The 17,292-nt window shown below is 50.8% G+C and carries 17 protein-coding genes and 1 tRNA gene; 8 read left to right on the forward strand and 10 right to left on the reverse strand.

The genetic code is table 11. The features are described 5' to 3' along the window. Nucleotides 1-26 precede the first annotated feature (26 nt). Both ecnA and ecnB read left to right on the forward strand, forming a co-directional pair. On the forward strand, nucleotides 27-161 hold the full coding sequence (ecnA, locus tag OGY01_RS16695) for a lipoprotein antitoxin entericidin A (RefSeq protein ID WP_045438864.1): 135 nt from the start codon (nucleotides 27-29) through the stop codon (nucleotides 159-161). Nucleotides 162-268: 107 nt separating this feature from the next. Then, nucleotides 269-415 (forward strand): lipoprotein toxin entericidin B, encoded by a 147-nt coding sequence (gene ecnB / locus OGY01_RS16700; RefSeq protein WP_003025482.1) that lies wholly within the window; start codon nucleotides 269-271, stop codon nucleotides 413-415. A gap of 30 nt (nucleotides 416-445) precedes the next feature. Here ecnB and OGY01_RS16705 read toward each other — a convergent pair whose 3' ends face one another. After that, entirely contained in the window at nucleotides 446-1,045 is a 600-nt protein-coding gene (locus tag OGY01_RS16705) for a helix-turn-helix transcriptional regulator (protein WP_286493408.1), read from the reverse strand. 256 nt (nucleotides 1,046-1,301) lie between these two features. Here OGY01_RS16705 and sugE point away from each other — a divergent pair, with 256 nt between their 5' ends. Beyond that, nucleotides 1,302-1,619 carry a quaternary ammonium compound efflux SMR transporter SugE gene (sugE, locus tag OGY01_RS16710; RefSeq protein WP_045438872.1) on the forward strand — a complete coding sequence of 106 codons (318 nt, stop codon included), beginning with the start codon at nucleotides 1,302-1,304 and terminating at the stop codon, nucleotides 1,617-1,619. Here the strand turns inward: sugE and OGY01_RS16715 are convergent. Together OGY01_RS16715 and blaCMY are read right to left on the reverse strand one after the other, a co-directional pair. After that, nucleotides 1,616-2,149, reverse strand: a complete 534-nt coding sequence (locus OGY01_RS16715) for a lipocalin family protein (RefSeq protein WP_286493409.1) — start codon at nucleotides 2,147-2,149, stop codon at nucleotides 1,616-1,618. The two genes, sugE and OGY01_RS16715, sit on opposite strands and share 4 nt — an antisense overlap. Nucleotides 2,150-2,243: 94 nt before the next feature. Beyond that, the gene (gene blaCMY / locus OGY01_RS16720; protein ID WP_045438880.1) at nucleotides 2,244-3,389 is read right to left on the reverse strand and encodes a CMY-2 family class C beta-lactamase; all 1,146 of its coding nucleotides are present in this window, start codon (nucleotides 3,387-3,389) and stop codon (nucleotides 2,244-2,246) included. A 134-nt stretch (nucleotides 3,390-3,523) separates the two neighbouring features. Between blaCMY and ampR the strand changes: the two genes are divergently transcribed. After that, the gene (gene ampR, locus OGY01_RS16725; protein WP_404842350.1) at nucleotides 3,524-4,396 is read left to right on the forward strand and encodes a LysR family transcriptional regulator AmpR; all 873 of its coding nucleotides are present in this window, start codon (nucleotides 3,524-3,526) and stop codon (nucleotides 4,394-4,396) included. Nucleotides 4,397-4,437: 41 nt separating this feature from the next. Here ampR and frdD read toward each other — a convergent pair whose 3' ends face one another. From frdD to frdA, 4 genes are read right to left on the reverse strand one after another with little or no spacing between them, the layout of a single operon-like run. Next, nucleotides 4,438-4,797 carry a fumarate reductase subunit FrdD gene (gene frdD, locus OGY01_RS16730; protein ID WP_045438887.1) on the reverse strand — a complete coding sequence of 120 codons (360 nt, stop codon included), beginning with the start codon at nucleotides 4,795-4,797 and terminating at the stop codon, nucleotides 4,438-4,440. A 10-nt stretch (nucleotides 4,798-4,807) separates the two neighbouring features. Continuing rightward, complete coding sequence (gene frdC, locus OGY01_RS16735) at nucleotides 4,808-5,203, reverse strand: fumarate reductase subunit FrdC (protein WP_045438890.1); 396 nt, start codon at nucleotides 5,201-5,203, stop codon at nucleotides 4,808-4,810. 10 nt (nucleotides 5,204-5,213) lie between these two features. After that, nucleotides 5,214-5,948, reverse strand: coding sequence for a fumarate reductase iron-sulfur protein (gene frdB / locus OGY01_RS16740; protein ID WP_045438893.1), 735 nt, complete (start codon nucleotides 5,946-5,948; stop codon nucleotides 5,214-5,216). Further along, nucleotides 5,941-7,731, reverse strand: a complete 1,791-nt coding sequence (frdA, locus tag OGY01_RS16745; protein WP_045438896.1) for a fumarate reductase (quinol) flavoprotein subunit — start codon at nucleotides 7,729-7,731, stop codon at nucleotides 5,941-5,943. The genes frdB and frdA overlap by 8 nt, the downstream gene beginning before the upstream one ends. Before the next feature lie 323 nt (nucleotides 7,732-8,054). Between frdA and epmA the strand changes: the two genes are divergently transcribed. Further along, entirely contained in the window at nucleotides 8,055-9,032 is a 978-nt protein-coding gene (epmA, locus tag OGY01_RS16750) for an elongation factor P--(R)-beta-lysine ligase (RefSeq protein ID WP_045438899.1), read from the forward strand. Between the two features lie 221 nt (nucleotides 9,033-9,253). Further along, the gene (gene yjeM, locus OGY01_RS16755; RefSeq protein WP_045438901.1) at nucleotides 9,254-10,756 is read left to right on the forward strand and encodes a glutamate/gamma-aminobutyrate family transporter YjeM; all 1,503 of its coding nucleotides are present in this window, start codon (nucleotides 9,254-9,256) and stop codon (nucleotides 10,754-10,756) included. A 49-nt stretch (nucleotides 10,757-10,805) separates the two neighbouring features. Here the strand turns inward: yjeM and mscM are convergent, their stop codons facing one another. From mscM to rsgA, 3 genes are all read right to left on the reverse strand, one after another. Continuing rightward, nucleotides 10,806-14,120: a miniconductance mechanosensitive channel MscM gene (mscM, locus tag OGY01_RS16760; RefSeq protein ID WP_136345329.1), complete on the reverse strand. Its 3,315-nt coding sequence runs from the start codon at nucleotides 14,118-14,120 to the stop codon at nucleotides 10,806-10,808. 17 nt (nucleotides 14,121-14,137) lie between these two features. Beyond that, on the reverse strand, nucleotides 14,138-15,106 hold the full coding sequence (gene asd / locus OGY01_RS16765) for an archaetidylserine decarboxylase (RefSeq protein WP_045438907.1): 969 nt from the start codon (nucleotides 15,104-15,106) through the stop codon (nucleotides 14,138-14,140). 92 nt (nucleotides 15,107-15,198) lie between these two features. Further along, entirely contained in the window at nucleotides 15,199-16,251 is a 1,053-nt protein-coding gene (gene rsgA, locus OGY01_RS16770) for a small ribosomal subunit biogenesis GTPase RsgA (RefSeq protein WP_190284551.1), read from the reverse strand. Between the two features lie 218 nt (nucleotides 16,252-16,469). Here rsgA and orn point away from each other — a divergent pair, with 218 nt between their 5' ends. Beyond that, a complete protein-coding gene (gene orn / locus OGY01_RS16775) occupies nucleotides 16,470-17,015 on the forward strand; it encodes an oligoribonuclease (RefSeq protein ID WP_045438928.1) in 546 nt (181 codons plus the stop codon). 199 nt (nucleotides 17,016-17,214) lie between these two features. Next, nucleotides 17,215-17,290: transfer RNA gene (locus OGY01_RS16780), tRNA-Gly, on the forward strand. Nucleotides 17,291-17,292 lie beyond the last annotated feature (2 nt).

The following is a 17,292-nucleotide window of genomic DNA, read 5'->3' on the forward strand; positions in this document are numbered from 1 at the left end:
TGCGCCATACTTTTTCCAGGGCAGGAATGATGAAACGTCTTCTCGGTCTTGTAATGTTCATCCTTTTCACCAGTACTCTCCTGACGGGCTGTAACACTGCGCGTGGCTTCGGTGAAGATATCAAACACCTTGGTAATTCAATCTCTCACGCCGCTAGCTGATCTTCTCATATTGTCTTAAAAACGCCCGTTTATCCGTCAACCTTTCGGATCTTGTCTATCATTAAGTAGCTATACACAAACAATATTGGCTAGAAAAGGAAGACGTTATGGTTAAAAAGACAATTGCTGCGATCTTTTCTGTGTTGGTACTTTCTTCTGTATTAACCGCGTGTAATACCACGCGAGGCGTAGGGCAGGATATTTCTGAAGGTGGTAGTGCCATTTCTGGTGCAGCGACCAAAGCCCAGCAATAACCATGAACGGTACGACGTTGTGTCGTACCGTTAATTCATTTTCTCCGGCAGTGACAGAAACGGTGAGAAACGGTTTCCCAAATGCAGTTTCATTCGGATATTGCGTTTATAGGTGTAGACCGTCTTGCCATGAATACAAAGTGCTGCTGCTATCTCATTGTTACCCACGCCATCCATCCACATCGATAATACTTTTTCCTCCTGCGGCGTAAGCAATGGTGTAACGTTTTTTGCTGTCTCTAACGTGGGGCGAACATGTAATGCATCCTGAATGTTGTCTGACAATTCGGCCAGCGTGGCGCGTTTGGATAATACCGAGTGGTCTGAATATTGAGGGTTGTGGGCGGGTATGTGCTCTCGATCTCCTGGTCGCAGCAGGATCAGGGGGATCATGCCACAACTCATAAAAAAAGGTGCTATCGGCGGACTGGAATGAGCATCGCTGAGAAAACTGTATAAATCGGCGATCACCAGATGTGGCTTCCACTGCAAAATATGCTCTTTTGCCAGCAGGAGATTATTAATTCCTGACACCAGAAATGAAGAGTTGAACATCCCAGAATGATTGAGCAAGGCCTCTAACCCTGTGCGGGTGTAGTGGCATCGGTCAATCACTAAAATTTTAAGCATAAACTTTTCGCATTCAGAAGAGGGGCACACGGCTTCCTGAATTCAGAAAGCCCTTCATCATAGAGAAATCCAATGTGAGCCAAATGCGGGAACTACGCTGCTAATTGTGCTTAATTCTTGCTTTAAGTAGGCAGTTAATAAAAAGGTTGAAATTCATTTTCTCTCGGGCAAAAATGCCTTTTCATACTTCTGCTTTGCAGGACGGCCTGCAAACGCTTCTTTCACCGGGGACGGCCCCATTGTTCTGGAGCCTTATATGTCCTGGATCATTTTACTCATTGCTGGACTGCTCGAAGTTGTATGGGCGATTGGCTTGAAGTATACCCATAGTTTTACCCGCCTGACGCCGAGCATCATTACCGTGGTGGCAATGATCGTCAGTATCGCCATGCTTTCGTGGGCGATGAGAACACTGCCGGTTGGGACGGCCTATGCCGTCTGGACCGGTATTGGTGCGGTGGGGGCTGCTATTACCGGTATTCTGTTACTCGGTGAATCCGCCAGCCCGGCGCGTTTGTTGAGTCTTGGGTTGATTGTTGCCGGAATTGTTGGTCTGAAGCTCAGCACCCATTAAGCGCCAGGCTGTTTTACCCAAATCAGTTTATTCACATCGAACCCTTCTCGGGTTGCGATTGCCAGCATCTGCTGTTTCATCTCATCTGAAATAGTAGGGGTACGCGAAAGGATCCACAGGTAGTCGCGATCCGGACCACAGACCAGCGCATGCCGATACTCTCTGTCGAGAGCAATTACGTTATACCCTCCGTAAAACGGGCCGAAGAATGAGACTTTGAGTGCGGCACGTGAAGGTTCCCCGGTAAAATAAGCTTTACCTTCCGTTTTTTGCCACATACCCCGGTCTGCGTTGTAGCCTTTGTTGATCACGTTGATACCACCATCATCACGCAAACTGTAGGTCGCGGTGACTTTATCCAGCCCTCGCTCAAAACGATGGTCGAAGCGCGCGATTTCATACCAGGTTCCGAGATAACGTTTGGCATCAAAGTTGTTCACAACGGTAACGCCTTTTGGCGGAGTGGGGGTACTGCAAGCAACAACCAGAAATGCAGCCGCGACTGAAGCAACGACAGGCAGAATGCGCATGGGATTTTCCTTGCTGTATTTTTTGTTAAGTGTAGATGACGGCAGGAAAAGTAGAGGAAGAAAGGAGGCCCGAAGATTCGGACCTCAAACTCAGTTATTGCAGTTTTTCGAGGATGCGCCAGGCCGCATCTACGCGGGCAGGGTTAGGATAACTTTTGTTTGCCAGCATCACGATGCCAAGATTTTTTTCCGGGATGAAGGCAACATAGCTACCAAATCCGCCAGTCGAACCCGTTTTATGTACCCACGAGGCTTTTACTACAGGTGCGGGTGGGTTTACCTCAACGGCCGGAAGCGCAGCCAAAGCGATTTTGCTGTCGCTGCCGTTGATAACTATGTCGGCTTTCACTGGCCAGTTCAGCATCTCCCAGCCTAATCCCTGGTACATCTCACCAATACGCCAGTAACGTGACTGCGCAAGCTCGATGCCCTGTTGGAGGGTTTTCTCCTGCACGTGGCTGGCGTCCATATTGACCTGAACCCAGCGAGCCATATCCATAATACTGGATTTTACACCATACGCTTCGGCATCAAGTTGACCCGGAGAAACATGCACGGGCTTGCCTTCGCGATAGCCCCATGCGTAATCCTTTTGCTCACTCTGAGGAACAGTAATCCAGGTATGCTTTAGTTTTAATGGTTGTAGGATGCGGTTGGTCATCGCCTCTTCATAACCCATTCCCGAAGGTTTTACAGCCAGTGCACCAAACAGGCCAATACTGGAGTTGGCGTAGAGACGCTTAGCTCCCGGAGCCCATTGTGGCTGCCAGTTTTGATAGAAGTGCAGCAATGCGGCTTTATCAGTCACTTCGTCGGGTATTTGAAGCGGCAGGCCACCTGCTGTGTAAGTGGCCAGGTGCAGCAAGCTGATACCCTGCCACTGTTTGCCTGTCAGTTCGGGCCAGTATCGGGTGACTGGATCGTTAAGTTTGATTTCACCGCGAGCGATAGCGTCGCCACCCAGCACACCATTGAAGGTTTTACTGACCGATCCGAGTTCAAACAGCGTTTGCTGTGTAACAGGGCGATTATTGGCAATATCAGCTTTACCCCAGGTAAAATAATACGGTTTTCCCTGGTAGATGATTGCCACGGCCATACCCGGAATCGCTTGTTCTTTCATCAGTGGTGTGATGGTGCGATTAACGATATCGGTAATCTGTTGTTCTGTTTTCGAGGCGGCAAGCGTTGAGAAAGATGCTGTCAGTAGCAGCACACAGCATAACGATTTTTTCATCATGAAATTATTTCCGTAATAAAAAGCGAAAGGGTGTCCGGGCCCATCAGACGCGCTCAGTTTGTTTGATTTGTACTGTGTTGACAAACGGTTAAATTTAGCAGCAGATATAAGTTTTTCTAACGGGAACAATGACCATGCGTAGCTATATCCCACTTAATTCGCTGCGGGCTTTTGAAGCGGCCGCCAGACATCTCAGTTTTACCCGCGCAGCGATTGAGCTGAACGTTACGCATTCCGCCATCAGCCAGCATGTGAAAGCGCTGGAGAAACAACTAAATTGTCAGCTTTTTGTTCGAGTTTCACGGGGGTTGATGCTGACAACAGAAGGTGAAAGTCTGTTACCTGTACTTAATGACTCTTTTGATCGTATTGCGGGGACGCTGGACCGTTTTGCCCGCAATCAGATCCAGGAAAAGCTTAAGATTGGTGTGGTGGGTACCTTTGCGGTTGGTTGCCTTTTTCCTTTACTGGCCGATTTTAAGCGGAGTTGCCCGCATATTGATTTGCATCTTTCCACCCACAATAATCGCGTGGATCCTGCCGCTGAGGGACTGGATTACACTATTCGCTACGGTGGTGGTGCCTGGCACGATACTGATGCGCAATACTTATGTAGTGCCCCGATGTCTCCGCTTTGCTCACCTGCATTGGCATCTCAGATTCAGGTCCCTACGGATGTCCTGAAATTTCCGCTATTACGATCTTACCGCCGTGATGAATGGGCCCTTTGGATGCAGGCTGCGGGGGAACTTCCCCCTTCACCAACGCATAACGTGATAGTGTTTGATTCGTCTGTCACGATGCTGGAAGCGGCGCAGGCAGGGATGGGCGTTGCTATTGCCCCCGTAAGAATGTTCACTCATTTGCTGAACAGTGAACGTATAGTACAGCCGTTTTCAACGCAGATTGATCTGGGGAGTTACTGGATAACGCGTTTACAATCCCGCCCGGAGACGCCTGCCATGTGCGAGTTTTCCCGTTGGTTAACCGGTGTTGTGCACAAATAAAAAGGCCCGCCAGTGGCGGGCCTGATAAGTCACGCATGCGATTAGATAGTCAGAATACCGATCGCTGTTACTACCGTCAGGATTGCAGCCAGACCGTAGAATACCCACTTGCCAGCTGGCACGTGGATTTTCAGGTCATGCATGGCATGGTGCATACGGTGTAAACCGCACCACAGCGGCAGAACGATCATCAGGAACAGAAATGCCCGTCCGATGAAGCTCTGGGCAAATGCCAGCACGCGCTCATAGCTCAGCGCATCGCCCGGGAAAAGCCCCAGCGGCAGCATAATGCCAACCAGCAGAACCACTACCGGCGCAATGATTGCGCCCCACATACCACCTGCACCGAACAGGCCCCAAAATACGGGTTCGTCAGAGCGTTTTGGATTTGGATTAATCATCCCGGACTCCTTACCAGTACAGGGCAACATACAGAATGACTACGGTCGCAACCGCAGTAACTACCCAGAGACCTTTGATGATCGGCTCTGGCCCCATTTTTTCGTCTTTTACGATGATGTTGGCAGCTTTCGGTGCCAGTTCAAACCAGGTTTTGGTATGCAACAGCGCTGCTGCCAGAACAACCAGATTGAGGATCACCACTACCGGGTTTTGCAAAAAGCCGACAAAGCCCATCCAGGATTCAGCACCATGCTTGAGAGCAAACAGACCGAAAATCAGTTCAATACTGAACCAGACTGCCGGAACCGCTGTACCTTCGCGCAGCATGTAAAAGCGATAAAATGGCAGCTTTTTCCACCAGGTGGACGTCATTGGCCGCACATAGGGTTTGCGTTTAGTCGTCATCTTGCACTCCTTAGCGTGGTTTCAGGGTTGCGATAAGAAAGTCTTTTGAACTTTCTACTTTACCCTGCTGAATGGCCGCAGCCGGATCGACGTGTTTCGGGCAGACTTCGGAGCAATAGCCCACGAAAGTACAGGTCCAAACGCCGTTCGGGCTGTTCAACTGAGCCATACGCTCCTTCTTACCGTGGTCGCGGCTATCTTCGTTATAACGATGCGCCAGCGTAATCGCGGCCGGTCCAATGAACTCAGGGTTCAGGCCGAACTGCGGGCACGCTGCGTAGCACAGACCACAGTTGATGCAACCGGAGAACTGATGATACTTCGCCATCTGCGCCGGAGTCTGGGTGTTTGGACCCTGATCCGGTGTACGCGGGTTACCAATGATGTACGGCTTGATAGCTTCCAGACTTTCGATAAAGTGCGTCATATCGACGACCAGATCGCGTTCAATCGGGAAGTTAGCCAGCGCTTCAATCTTCATGCCGTTGGTGTATTCACGCAGGAAGGTTTTGCACGCCAGTTTAGGCACGTTGTTGACCATCATGCCGCAGGAGCCGCAGATAGCCATACGGCAAGACCAGCGATAGCTCAGGTCCGGTGCCAGGTTATCTTTGATGTAGTTCAACGCATCCAGCAGTGACGTTGTTTCATCATAAGGAACTTCATAGAAAGCACTGTGCGGTGCGGTGTCCACTTCCGGGTTATAGCGCACCACCTCAACTTTCAGGTTTTTCATCTCAGCCATTCGCCTTCTCCTTCTTATCGGCTGCTTCCGCTTCGCCACCGTACATACGTTTAGCTGGCGGCAGAGTGGTGATTTTCACGTCGCTGTATTCCAGGCGAGTTGTGCCATCAGCATCGCGGAAGGCGAGGGTATGTTTAAGGAAGTTGACGTCGTCACGCTCGGTGCAGCCTTCATCCAGACGCTGATGCGCGCCGCGTGATTCTTTACGCGCCAGAGCGGAGTGCGCCATACATTCAGCAACGTTCAGACCGTGACCCAGTTCGATGGTGTACAGCAGGTCAGTGTTGAAGACGCTGGAAGTGTCGGTGATACGTACGCGTTTGAAGCGTTCCTGCAGTTCAGCCAGCTTATCAACGGTTTTCTGCATGAGTTCTGGTGTACGGTAGATACCGCAACCTTCTTCCATGGAGATGCCCATTTCGTCGCGGATCTTCGACCAGTTCTCGTTACCTTCCTGGTTAACCAGATCTTTCAGACGTTGTTCAACGGAGGCAACCTGCGCATTCAGTGCTGCATCGTTAGCGGTGCTCGCTGTAGACGCACGTTCCATCGCTTGTTCACCGGCCAGACGACCAAAGACCACCAGTTCAGCCAGGGAGTTAGAGCCCAGACGGTTAGCACCATGCAGACCTACAGATGAACATTCACCGACAGCGAACAGACCTTTAATGCGAGTTTCGCAGTTCTGATCGGTTTCGATACCGCCCATGGTGTAGTGTGCGGTCGGACGTACCGGGATCGGTTCTTTAACCGGATCGACACCCACGTAGGCTTTCGCCAGTTCGCAGATAAACGGTAAGCGTTCGAGCAGTTTTTTCTCGCCGAGGTGACGCAGGTCGAGGTGAACGACATCGCCACGCGGAGTGGAGATGGTGTTGCCTTTGCGCCATTCATGCCAGAAAGCCTGAGAAACTTTGTCGCGCGGACCCAGTTCCATATATTTGTTCTTCGGCTCACCCAGCGGAGTTTCCGGGCCCATGCCGTAGTCCTGCAGATAACGGTAGCCATCTTTGTTGACCAGAATACCGCCTTCACCACGGCAGCCTTCGGTCATCAGGATACCGGATCCTGGCAGACCAGTCGGGTGATACTGAACGAACTCCATATCGCGCAGCGGAACGCCGTGGTTCAGCGCCATACCCATACCGTCACCAGTTACGATGCCGCCGTTGGTGTTGTAACGGTATACACGGCCTGCGCCGCCCGTTGCCATCACCACTGCGTTAGCACGGATTTGTACCAGAGTGCCTTCCATCATGTTCATGGCAACCAGGCCGCGAACATGACCGTCATCAACCAGGATATCCAGAACGAAATGTTCGTCAAAACGCTGAATTTGAGGGAACTGCAAAGAAGTTTGGAACAGAGTATGCAGCATATGGAAGCCGGTTTTATCCGCGGCAAACCAGGTACGCTCAATTTTCATGCCGCCGAAGCGACGTACGTTGACGCTACCGTCTTCACGGCGGCTCCATGGGCAACCCCATTGTTCCAGTTGCGTCATTTCAGTTGGGCAGTGGTGGACAAAGTAATCCACGACATCCTGCTCACACAGCCAGTCTCCGCCTGCTACCGTATCGTGAAAATGGTAGTCAAAGCTGTCATGATCCTGCGCGACAGCAGCAGAGCCGCCTTCGGCAGCAACGGTATGGCTGCGCATTGGGTACACTTTTGAGATCAGTGCGATTTTAGCGTTGGGATTTGCTTGCGCAGCAGCAATTGCAGCACGTAATCCCGCGCCACCGGCGCCTATAATGGCAAGATCGGCTTGAAAGGTTTGCACGACATTCCTCCAGATTGTTGTTATTTCATCCCTGTCTGAATCAGATGCTTAATCTGATTCAGACAGGTTATGAACGCGTTTCCACTGCTCCTTTATAGGTACAATAGTATAGTCTTAGGGATGTGAGGGAAATTTGACGTGTTCGATTTTTTTAGCGTATCAGAGGGCTGAATTATCATTGAATTTGATTAATTTAATTACTAAACCACCCAATGTTGCTTTTTTTACCCGCCAGCCAGTGTTTATTATTCCCGCGTGAAATTTGTCTCGCTAACGCGATACGAGTAGACTTCGTGCCCTTGTCTTAAATCGGAGAAATAACCATGAGCGAAACGGCAACCTGGCAGCCGAGCGCGTCCATCCCCAATCTGTTAAAACGAGCTGCAATTATAGCGGAGATTCGTCGCTTTTTTGCCGATCGTGGCGTGCTTGAGGTTGAGACACCTTGTATGAGTCAGGCGACGGTTACGGACATTCACCTGTTCCCGTTCGAAACGCGTTTCGTTGGCCCTGGACATTCTCAGGGGATGAACCTCTATTTAATGACCAGCCCGGAATACCATATGAAGCGCCTGCTGGTGGCAGGATGCGGCCCGGTATATCAACTGTGCAGAAGCTTTCGTAATGAAGAGATGGGACGTCATCACAACCCTGAATTCACCATGCTCGAGTGGTATCGTCCCCATTACGACATGTATCGCCTGATGAATGAAGTGGATGATTTACTCCAGCAAGTGCTGGATTGTTCCCCTGCGGAAAGCCTCTCATACCAGCAAGCCTTCCAGCGTCATCTGGAAATCGATCCACTGTCAGCGGATAAGACCCAATTGCGTGAAGTGGCGGCTAAATTGGATCTCAGCAACATCGCTGATACTGAAGAAGACCGGGATACCCTGTTACAGTTGCTGTTTACGATGGGGGTTGAGCCACATATTGGGAAAGACAAACCGGCGTTTGTGTATCACTTCCCGGCCAGCCAGGCATCGCTGGCACAAATTAGTACCGAAGATCACCGCGTTGCTGAACGTTTTGAGGTTTACTACAAGGGTATTGAACTGGCGAATGGTTTCCATGAGCTGACCGATGCGCGTGAGCAGCAGCAACGCTTCGAGCAGGATAATCGCAAACGTGCCGCTCGTGGCTTGCCGCAGCAGCCAATCGACAACAACCTGCTTGAAGCGCTCAAGGTCGGTATGCCGGATTGTTCCGGTGTGGCGCTTGGGGTTGATCGTCTGGTGATGCTGGCGCTGGGTGCTGATAGCCTGGCCGATGTTATCGCCTTTACCGTCGATAGGGCGTGAATCTGAAAATCTCCCCGCAGTAAAATAAATGGCGCGTAATGCGCCATTTTGTAGCTTTTTTTTTCAATTTCATCTTTATAGACACAGTTTAAATCTGGATATTTGCCGTTATTCAGGTATCAATTCTGGTTTGATTTTTTGATGGCTGACCTCCGCCTGGAGGACAGTGTAAACATGTGGACGCGGTTTAACCTGCGCGTTCCAGAGTAAGGGATAGTTTAATGACCCAAACAATAAAGAAGATGAGCCTGTCAGGCCTCATCCTTATGATATTCACGTCAGTTTTCGGATTTGCAAATAGCCCTTCAGCTTTTTATTTAATGGGTTATAGCGCCATTCCATGGTATGTATTTTCTGCATTATTATTCTTTATTCCATTTGCCTTAATGATGGCGGAAATGGGATCTGCCTATCGTAAAGAAGAAGGGGGGATCTATTCGTGGATGAATAATAGCGTTGGACCGCGCTATGCGTTTATCGGTACGTTTATGTGGTTCTCCTCTTATGTGATTTGGATGGTGAGCACCGCGGCAAAAGTCTGGGTGCCTTTTTCCACCTTTTTATTCGGCGCAGATATGACGCAGCAATGGCGTATCGCGGGACTTGAGCCAACGCAGGTTGTTGGGTTGCTCGCCGTAGGCTGGATGATTTTGGTGACGGGTGTCGCTTCCAAAGGTATTAATAAAATTGCCCGTATTACGGCTGTGGGCGGAATTGCCGTAATGTGTCTTAATTTAGTTTTGTTGTTAGCGAGTATCGCTATTTTGTTATTAACAGGTGGTCACTTTGCGCAGGATATTAATTTTGTCTCCTCACCTAATCCGGGATATCAGTCCGGTCTGGCCATGTTGTCATTTGTTGTATTTGCTATTTTTGCTTATGGTGGAATTGAAGCTGTGGGTGGGTTGGTTGATAAAACGGATAAACCAGAAAAGAATTTTGCAAAAGGAATTGTTTTTGCCGCAATAGTGATTTCAATTGGTTATTCGCTGGCCATATTTTTATGGGGCGTTAGCACCAACTGGCAGCAGGTATTAAGTAATAGCTCGGTTAACCTTGGCAATATTACTTATATCCTGATGAAAAGTCTGGGGGTGACGTTGGGTAATGCATTGCATTTGTCTCCTGAATCTGCGATGACCATGGGCATTTGGTTTGCGCGTATCACCGGGCTTTCCATGTTCCTCGCTTATACCGGTGCTTTCTTTACGCTCAGCTACTCGCCATTGAAAGCAATTATTCAGGGAACGCCAAAAGCATTGTGGCCTGCGCCAATGACGAAGCTGAATACCATGGGTATGCCGACGATGGCAATGTGGATGCAGTGTCTGCTGGTGAGCCTGTTTATTCTGTTGGTTTCATTTGGTGGCGATACTGCTTCCGCGTTTTATAACAAACTGACGCTGATGGCGAACGTATCAATGACGTTGCCGTATCTGTTCCTTGCACTGGCTTTCCCTTTCTTTAAATCCCGTGAGGGGCTGGAAAGGCCGTTTGTGATTTTTAAAACCCGGGCCGCAACGTTGCTGGCAACGAGCGTGGTGGTGCTGGTGGTAACGTTTGCCAACGTATTTACCATCATCCAGCCGGTGATTGAAGCCGGAGACTGGAACAGCGCACTGTGGATGATAGGTGGCCCGATATTCTTCTCACTGCTGGCCATGGCGATTTATCAGAACTACAGTCGTCGCATGGCCTGTGAGCCAGAGTGGGCGGCTGAGTAATCATCTTGCCGGATAGACGCGTTAGCGCTGCCATCCGGCAAGACACCCATTACAAGCTTCCTGCCGGACGACTGCCTCTTCCCGCAGAACTTAACGTTCTCCCTGTTTGCTTACCATTCAGGCTTTCCAGACGCATCTGGAATGGTGGGAATGGCATATCAATGCCATGCTCACGGAAGCCCGCCAGAATCAACTGATGGATCTCATGGCGCAATGGCATGCGGTGTCCCATTTCTGCGGCATAGATACGCAATTCGAAGATCTGAATCCCTTGCTGAAGATCAACCAGGAAGACTTCCGGTGCCGGGGTGTCGATAACAAGCGAACAGCGATGCGCGGCGGTAAGCAGGATTTGCGTGACCTCTTCGCTGTTGGCCTCCGACGGTGCCGGAATAGTTAACACCACACGAGTGACCGAGTCGGATAGCGACCAGTTGATGAACTGTTCGGTGATGAACGCTTTGTTGGGCACGATGATTTCTTTACGGTCCCAGTCGCTGATTGTGGTGGCGCGGGTGTTAATTTTCGTCACGCTACCGGTAAGATCGCGAATTGTCACCGTATCGCCAATGCGGATGGGTTTTTCAAACAGGATGATCAGGCCGGAAATAAAGTTGGCGAAGATCTCCTGCAAACCGAAACCCAACCCCACACCGAGCGCGGCAACCAGCCATTGCAGTTTGGACCACTCAATACCAATCATTGAGAAGCCAACCAGGCCACCAATCAGCATCAGCAGGTATTTGGTAATGGTGGTGATGGCATAACCCGTGCCGGGTGTTAAATCCAGATGCTGTAACAGTGCCAACTCCAGCAGCGCGGGCAAGTTACGTACTAACTGAGTGGTGATGATAAACACCAGAATCGCAATTAATACCGCGCCCAGCGTTATCGGCTCTAAGCTTTCTACGCCTTGTACCGTGGAGGTGACATCCCATAATGAGATGTTCTCCAGGAAGCCGAAGGCAGAGTGAATTTCTGACCACAGCACGATAACCGAAAGCAGGGCGATCAGCATCAGGATAGAACGTACCAGGCGCAGTGATTGTGCGCTGATAGCGTCAAGATCCACTTCGCTTTCATCGACATCAATCGCCCCTTCAAGGCTGGTGGAATGCGGCGGTTCTTCTTCACCACGTGCGCGTTGTGCCAGCATTTCTGCCCGTCGATGTTTGGCGCGATCGAATGCCAGACGGCGGCGCTGAATCAGCATCCAGCGGCGAATGACGTGATAAATCACCAACAATAAGAACCAGATAGCTACGGATGTTTCCAGACGAGCCAGCAGTGCTTGCGCCGTTGCCAGGTAGCCTACGGCAGCCGCGAGAATCGCAATGAGTGGTGCGCCCATCAGCATATTCCACAGCATACTGTTGACCATGTTGTCACCGTTGCCCTCTTTATCGAGATATAACGGTATTCCGGCGCGTTTCAGACTCAGGGTCACGAGCGCCAGTGCCCCACAAATCAAAATAAAGCACAGGCGCCCCAGAGAGGCGGAGAATTCCCGGTCATTGAGATTATCAAACATGATCACCGCCATGATGAGCGGGACAATCAGTCCGATGCTCATCAGGTAATAGTGCATTGCCTTAGCGACACGGTTACGCGGCCAGCCAAAGTGGGCAATGAACAAACCGTTAGGGCGTGCGAAGGTAGCGCAAATCATCACTACCCACAGCATTGGTACCGTTGCTGTAACGCCATCGCCTATCGCGACGGCCAGAGGATAGGGCCAGGCTTCCTGCAAACCATAACCCAGAGTTGCCCACAGTACCGGCAATGGGGAAGCGACGAGTATCGACCAAAACACTGTGCGCAACGTCAGCCAAAAATGATCCTGGGTTACTTTTCCCACCCGCGCTGACGATCGTTCGAGAAAGCGAGTGAAGTGCTTACGCGAATAGAGGCTAAACCCAACCAACACCAGCGCTGCGAAAAGCGGCAGCAGCGTTTCCTTGCTGGTCAACATCATAATGCTGGCTTTGCCAAGTTGATTAAACGTGTCTAATGAGATAAGACGACGCAGATCCTGGACTAAGTCGACAGGCCAGGAAAGTGATATTGGGCTGACGTCAGACGTCCAGAACAGATAGCGGTGAGTTGCCTCATTGACCTCTTTCAGCGCATCTTCCAGTTGGCTGTTGGAGACTTTCAGCTTGGTCAATTCGAGGATCAGCGTATCGCCGCCCTGTAACAGGGAGTTCAGTAGTTCACGCTGAGTACGCAGTTGGGCGTTGAGGATACGCTCTTGCTCTGCGGTAAGTGGTTGTCCATCGGCCTGATGGATCTGGCGCAACTGCGGCTGTTTATTAAGGAGATCTTCATAGCGCATTCGGTGTACGCGAAGTTGCGCCATTTCTGTATCTAGCTGTTGAGGCTTAGGCATTTCTGGCAGGCGGGAGACTTGCGCGCGCAGGGCTTCTCCCAGCATATTCGAGGCACCAAGCCACTGTGACTGCTCCCGCAACGTATTTAATGCCTGTCGTACCTGCAGCGTTTGGCTGGTGGCCTGCCGCTGTTGAGAGGCGACCAGGTCCATACGCTGCGCCTGCTGGTTTAAGGCCTGAGACAGCTCACGGTTAACCTTGAACTGGTCAACAATGCCTTCTGGCAGCCCCGCACTGTTCTCTGCCAGTAGTTCGGTGCTTTCCAGCGCCCGCTCGGCTTCACGCTGACGCTGACTATTGAGTTGATTACGTAATGCCTGCAGGTACGCGTCGAGTTGTTGGCTCTGTTTTTCTGCCAGTTCGGAGCGCATGCGCGCCAGTTCCTGGCGGTTGTTCGCGGAAAGCTGTGCCAGTTCCAGCTCATCGACCTGGGCTTTGAGTTTGGCCGATTCAGCCTGCATCGCCTGATTCAGTGGAGAGTTGCTGCTGGCTGCCCCCAGACGTCGCTCAATATCATTTAACTGACGGCGCGCATCGGTTTGCTGTTGCGGAAGCTGGCTTAATGAGTCGGCGATTTCGCGTGCGCGATCTTGTTCCTGCTGGGCCTGGCGGCTTTTTTCCAACAACTGGCTGCTGACCTGGAGGATCTCCTGGTTTAACGCATCAGTAGTCAGGCCAGTCGGCACGCTGCGCGGTTCGTCACGCAGATTGCTAAGCTGCGCGCGTAACGTTGCGGACAGCTTGGGGAAGTTATCAATAACCTGCTGATACTGTTCGGCACGCTCAAGGGAGCCTTTACGCTCCTCAAGGGCATTCAGCGCGGACTGGAGCGCCTCAACGGCTTCTGGCTGAGCGGGCTTAGCCGCTTTGGCCTGCTCCAGTTCCTGAGTGATTTGTTTGGCATCGGGGGCCGTCGCAGCGTGCGCCCCCAGGCTGAGGCACCAGGCCATCAGTAAAGTGATAATCAGGCGCACAGCAGCGATTCCTATGTTTAACCTTCGTCTTTTTTGTCATCAACCAGCGGGCTGACGTCGTGTTCTGCTTCGATTTCTTCCTTCGGCAGTGGGTTAGGTTCAGCTTCTGGCGTTACGAAAGACTCGGTAGAAATTGCCATCGGTTGACCGATTTTAGTGACCGAAAGATCCTGCAACTGCTCAACCAGGTTAACTTTGCCTGGTGCAAACAGGTTAATAACGGTTGAACCGAGCTTAAAGCGGCCCATTTCCTGACCTTTTAGCAGCGCCACGGAACCTTCGCTTTCACCGGCAGGCCATGTCCAGCGTTTAATGACTCCTTCACGCGGCGGAGTAATGGTGCCGGCCCAAACCGTTTCAATACTACCGACGATGGTTGCGCCAACCAGAATCTGTACCATCGGGCCGAATTCAGTATCAAACAGACAAATAACGCGCTCGTTACGGGCAAACAGGTTCGGTACGTTTTGCGCGGTCAGGATATTTACTGAGAAAAGGTCGCCAGGCACATACAGCATTTCCCGCAGGATACCGTTACACGGCATATGTACGCGGTGGTAATCACGCGGCGAGAGGTAAGTGGTTACAAACGTACCATTGCGGAATTTGTCCGCCATCTGGTAGTTGCCTGCCAGCAGCGCTTCAAGGCTATAGCTATGCCCTTTGGCCTGCAGAAGTTTATCTTCTTCGATGTTTCCCAGTTGATTAATCACGCCATCAGCCGGCATGACCAGGACATTTGGATCGGTATTAATAGGGCGTACATCGTCACGTAATGGGCGGACAAAGAAGTCATTGAAGGTGCGATAGCTGGCGGTGTCCGGCTTTTGCGCCTCTGTCATATCGACCTTGTAATATTTCACGAACAGATCGATAACCAGCTTAGTTAGCCATCCTGCTCGTTTGCTCGCACCCCAACCCGCCAGGCGAGTGAGCCATAGTTTTGGCAGAATGTATTGTAGCGAAAGCTTAAATGAGTTTAACAAGGTAGCCTCCAGGCCATAATTTGTTCCTGATCCAGCGTGTGGGCCGGATCCTGAAAAAAAGGGGACGATTCTAGCGATGCTTAGCTTAGTTGTCAGTTGTCTGTATCAGAAAAGTTTTTACGCGTTTTTACCTGAGCCATGCTTTCGAGGATACGGTGATAATTCTCAAAGCGAACTTCGGCTATCGCCCCTTTCTCTACAGCTTCACGGATAGCGCAGCCTGGATCTGCATCATGTTTGCAGTCGCGGTATTTGCAATGGCCCAGGTAATCATGGAATTCGACAAAGCCGTGCGTGATTTGTTCCGGTTCAAGGTGCCACAGCCCGAACTCACGTACGCCGGGGGAGTCGATGACGTCACCGCCGTGCGGGAAGTGGTACAGGCGAGAAGCGGTAGTCGTGTGTTGTCCAAGGCCGGAGTTGTCGGAGACATCATTGGTCAGGATTTCTTCCTGCAGGCCAAGCAGGTTGTTGAGTAGGCTGGATTTACCTACGCCAGACTGACCGGCGAAAATGCTGATACGATCGGTCAATGCCTCTTCAAGCGGTTTCAGACCGTCTTTTGTGCGGCTTGATACCATCAATACGCGATAGCCAATATTGCGATAGATATCCATCTGCTCATTTACGAAAGCCATGCTTTCGTCGTCCAGCAGATCGATTTTGTTGAGTACGATAATTGGCTCAACCTGTAACGTTTCGCAGGCCACCAGATACCTGTCGATAATATTTAATGACAGTTCAGGTAAGATGGCTGAGACAATAACGATTTGGTCAATGTTGGCAGCAATGGGCTTCACGCCGTCATAAAAATCCGGGCGTGTGAGAACGGAAGTGCGCTCATGTACCGCTTCAACGATCCCTTTAACATTGACACCTTCGGCTGCCGTTTTACCCGGACGCCAGACCACGCGATCGCCGGTAACCAGCGAACGAATTGTACGGCGGATGTTGCAGCGGTGAATTTCACCATCAGCAGATTCCACGTCGGCATGCATACCAAAACGGCTGATAACAATGCCTTCAGCGGTTTCGCCAAACAAGTTGTCGTCGTAGTCGGGTTTCTCCGTGGACGTTTTAAGACGACGCTGGTGATTTGCGTTCACGCGGCGCTGTTGGCCTTTGGAGAGTTTATTTTTACTCAATCGTACTGGCTCCTGATCGCCCATTATGGGCAAAACATCTATGATACACGCAATTTTAGATGAATATATACGCTTCATCCTTCACGCTGCCCCAGCACTGGCTATGCTCAGAAACCCAGGCCACATAGTTTTCTATGCCCTCAGGGTTTCTTTCCTTGCCGCCTTGATGCAGCATGAATGGTTTCGCGTATCGTCACGTAAGAAGGGTGGAAAATAGCATGAGTGCCAATGAAAACAACCTGATTTGGATCGATCTGGAGATGACCGGTCTGGATCCCGAGCGCGATCGCATCATTGAGATCGCTACCCTGGTGACTGACGCCAATCTGAATATTCTGGCTGAAGGACCAACAATTGCGGTACATCAGTCTGATGAACAGCTGGCATTAATGGATGACTGGAACGTCAGAACGCATACAGGTAGTGGGTTGGTGGAGCGCGTAAAGGCGAGCACGATGGGTGATCGTGAAGCTGAGCTTGCGACGTTAGCATTTTTAAAAGAGTGGGTTCCGGAAGGGAAATCACCTATTTGCGGCAACAGTATCGGTCAGGATCGCCGCTTCCTGTTTAAATACATGCCGGAACTGGAAGCGTATTTCCATTATCGTTATCTGGACGTTAGTACTCTGAAAGAGCTGGCCCGTCGCTGGAAGCCAGAGATCCTCGATGGTTTCACAAAACAGGGAACGCATCAGGCGATGGACGATATCCGCGAGTCGGTTGCTGAGCTTGCTTACTATCGCGAGCATTTTATTAAGCTTTGATTTCTATGCCCGGTGCGCTTGCGTAACCGGGTATTTGACGTTAAATTGTTCAGCTTGATTGCAAAGTAATCACTTGAACGAGTTTTTAAAAAAAACGTATTCAGGGGGGTTGCAGCTAAACGGATTTCTCGTATAATGCGCCTCCCGTAACGACGCAGAAATGCGAATTACGACAGCAACAAATTTCATCGAAGATTGTGCGGGAATAGCTCAGTTGGTAGAGCACGACCTTGCCAAGGTCGGGGTCGCGAGTTCGAGTCTCGTTTCCCGCTCCAAA

It is taken from the genome of Citrobacter sp. Cm038 (genome assembly GCF_030333105.1).
In the GTDB taxonomy this organism is placed as follows: Bacteria; Pseudomonadota; Gammaproteobacteria; order Enterobacterales; family Enterobacteriaceae; genus Citrobacter; species Citrobacter murliniae.

Coding starts and splice junctions, on each gene's coding strand:
- yjeM (WP_045438901.1), top strand. CDS start 9,254: ATGACCCAAACAATAAAGAAGATGAGCCTGTCAGGCCTCATCCTTATG.
- OGY01_RS16715 (WP_286493409.1), bottom strand. CDS start 2,149: ATGCGCATTCTGCCTGTCGTTGCTTCAGTCGCGGCTGCATTTCTGGTT.
- frdC (WP_045438890.1), bottom strand. CDS start 5,203: ATGACGACTAAACGCAAACCCTATGTGCGGCCAATGACGTCCACCTGG.
- sugE (WP_045438872.1), top strand. CDS start 1,302: ATGTCCTGGATCATTTTACTCATTGCTGGACTGCTCGAAGTTGTATGG.
- OGY01_RS16705 (WP_286493408.1), bottom strand. CDS start 1,045: ATGCTTAAAATTTTAGTGATTGACCGATGCCACTACACCCGCACAGGG.
- ampR (WP_404842350.1), top strand. CDS start 3,524: ATGCGTAGCTATATCCCACTTAATTCGCTGCGGGCTTTTGAAGCGGCC.
- epmA (WP_045438899.1), top strand. CDS start 8,055: ATGAGCGAAACGGCAACCTGGCAGCCGAGCGCGTCCATCCCCAATCTG.
- ecnA (WP_045438864.1), top strand. CDS start 27: ATGATGAAACGTCTTCTCGGTCTTGTAATGTTCATCCTTTTCACCAGT.
- ecnB (WP_003025482.1), top strand. CDS start 269: ATGGTTAAAAAGACAATTGCTGCGATCTTTTCTGTGTTGGTACTTTCT.
- blaCMY (WP_045438880.1), bottom strand. CDS start 3,389: ATGATGAAAAAATCGTTATGCTGTGTGCTGCTACTGACAGCATCTTTC.
- orn (WP_045438928.1), top strand. CDS start 16,470: ATGAGTGCCAATGAAAACAACCTGATTTGGATCGATCTGGAGATGACC.
- frdD (WP_045438887.1), bottom strand. CDS start 4,797: ATGATTAATCCAAATCCAAAACGCTCTGACGAACCCGTATTTTGGGGC.
- frdB (WP_045438893.1), bottom strand. CDS start 5,948: ATGGCTGAGATGAAAAACCTGAAAGTTGAGGTGGTGCGCTATAACCCG.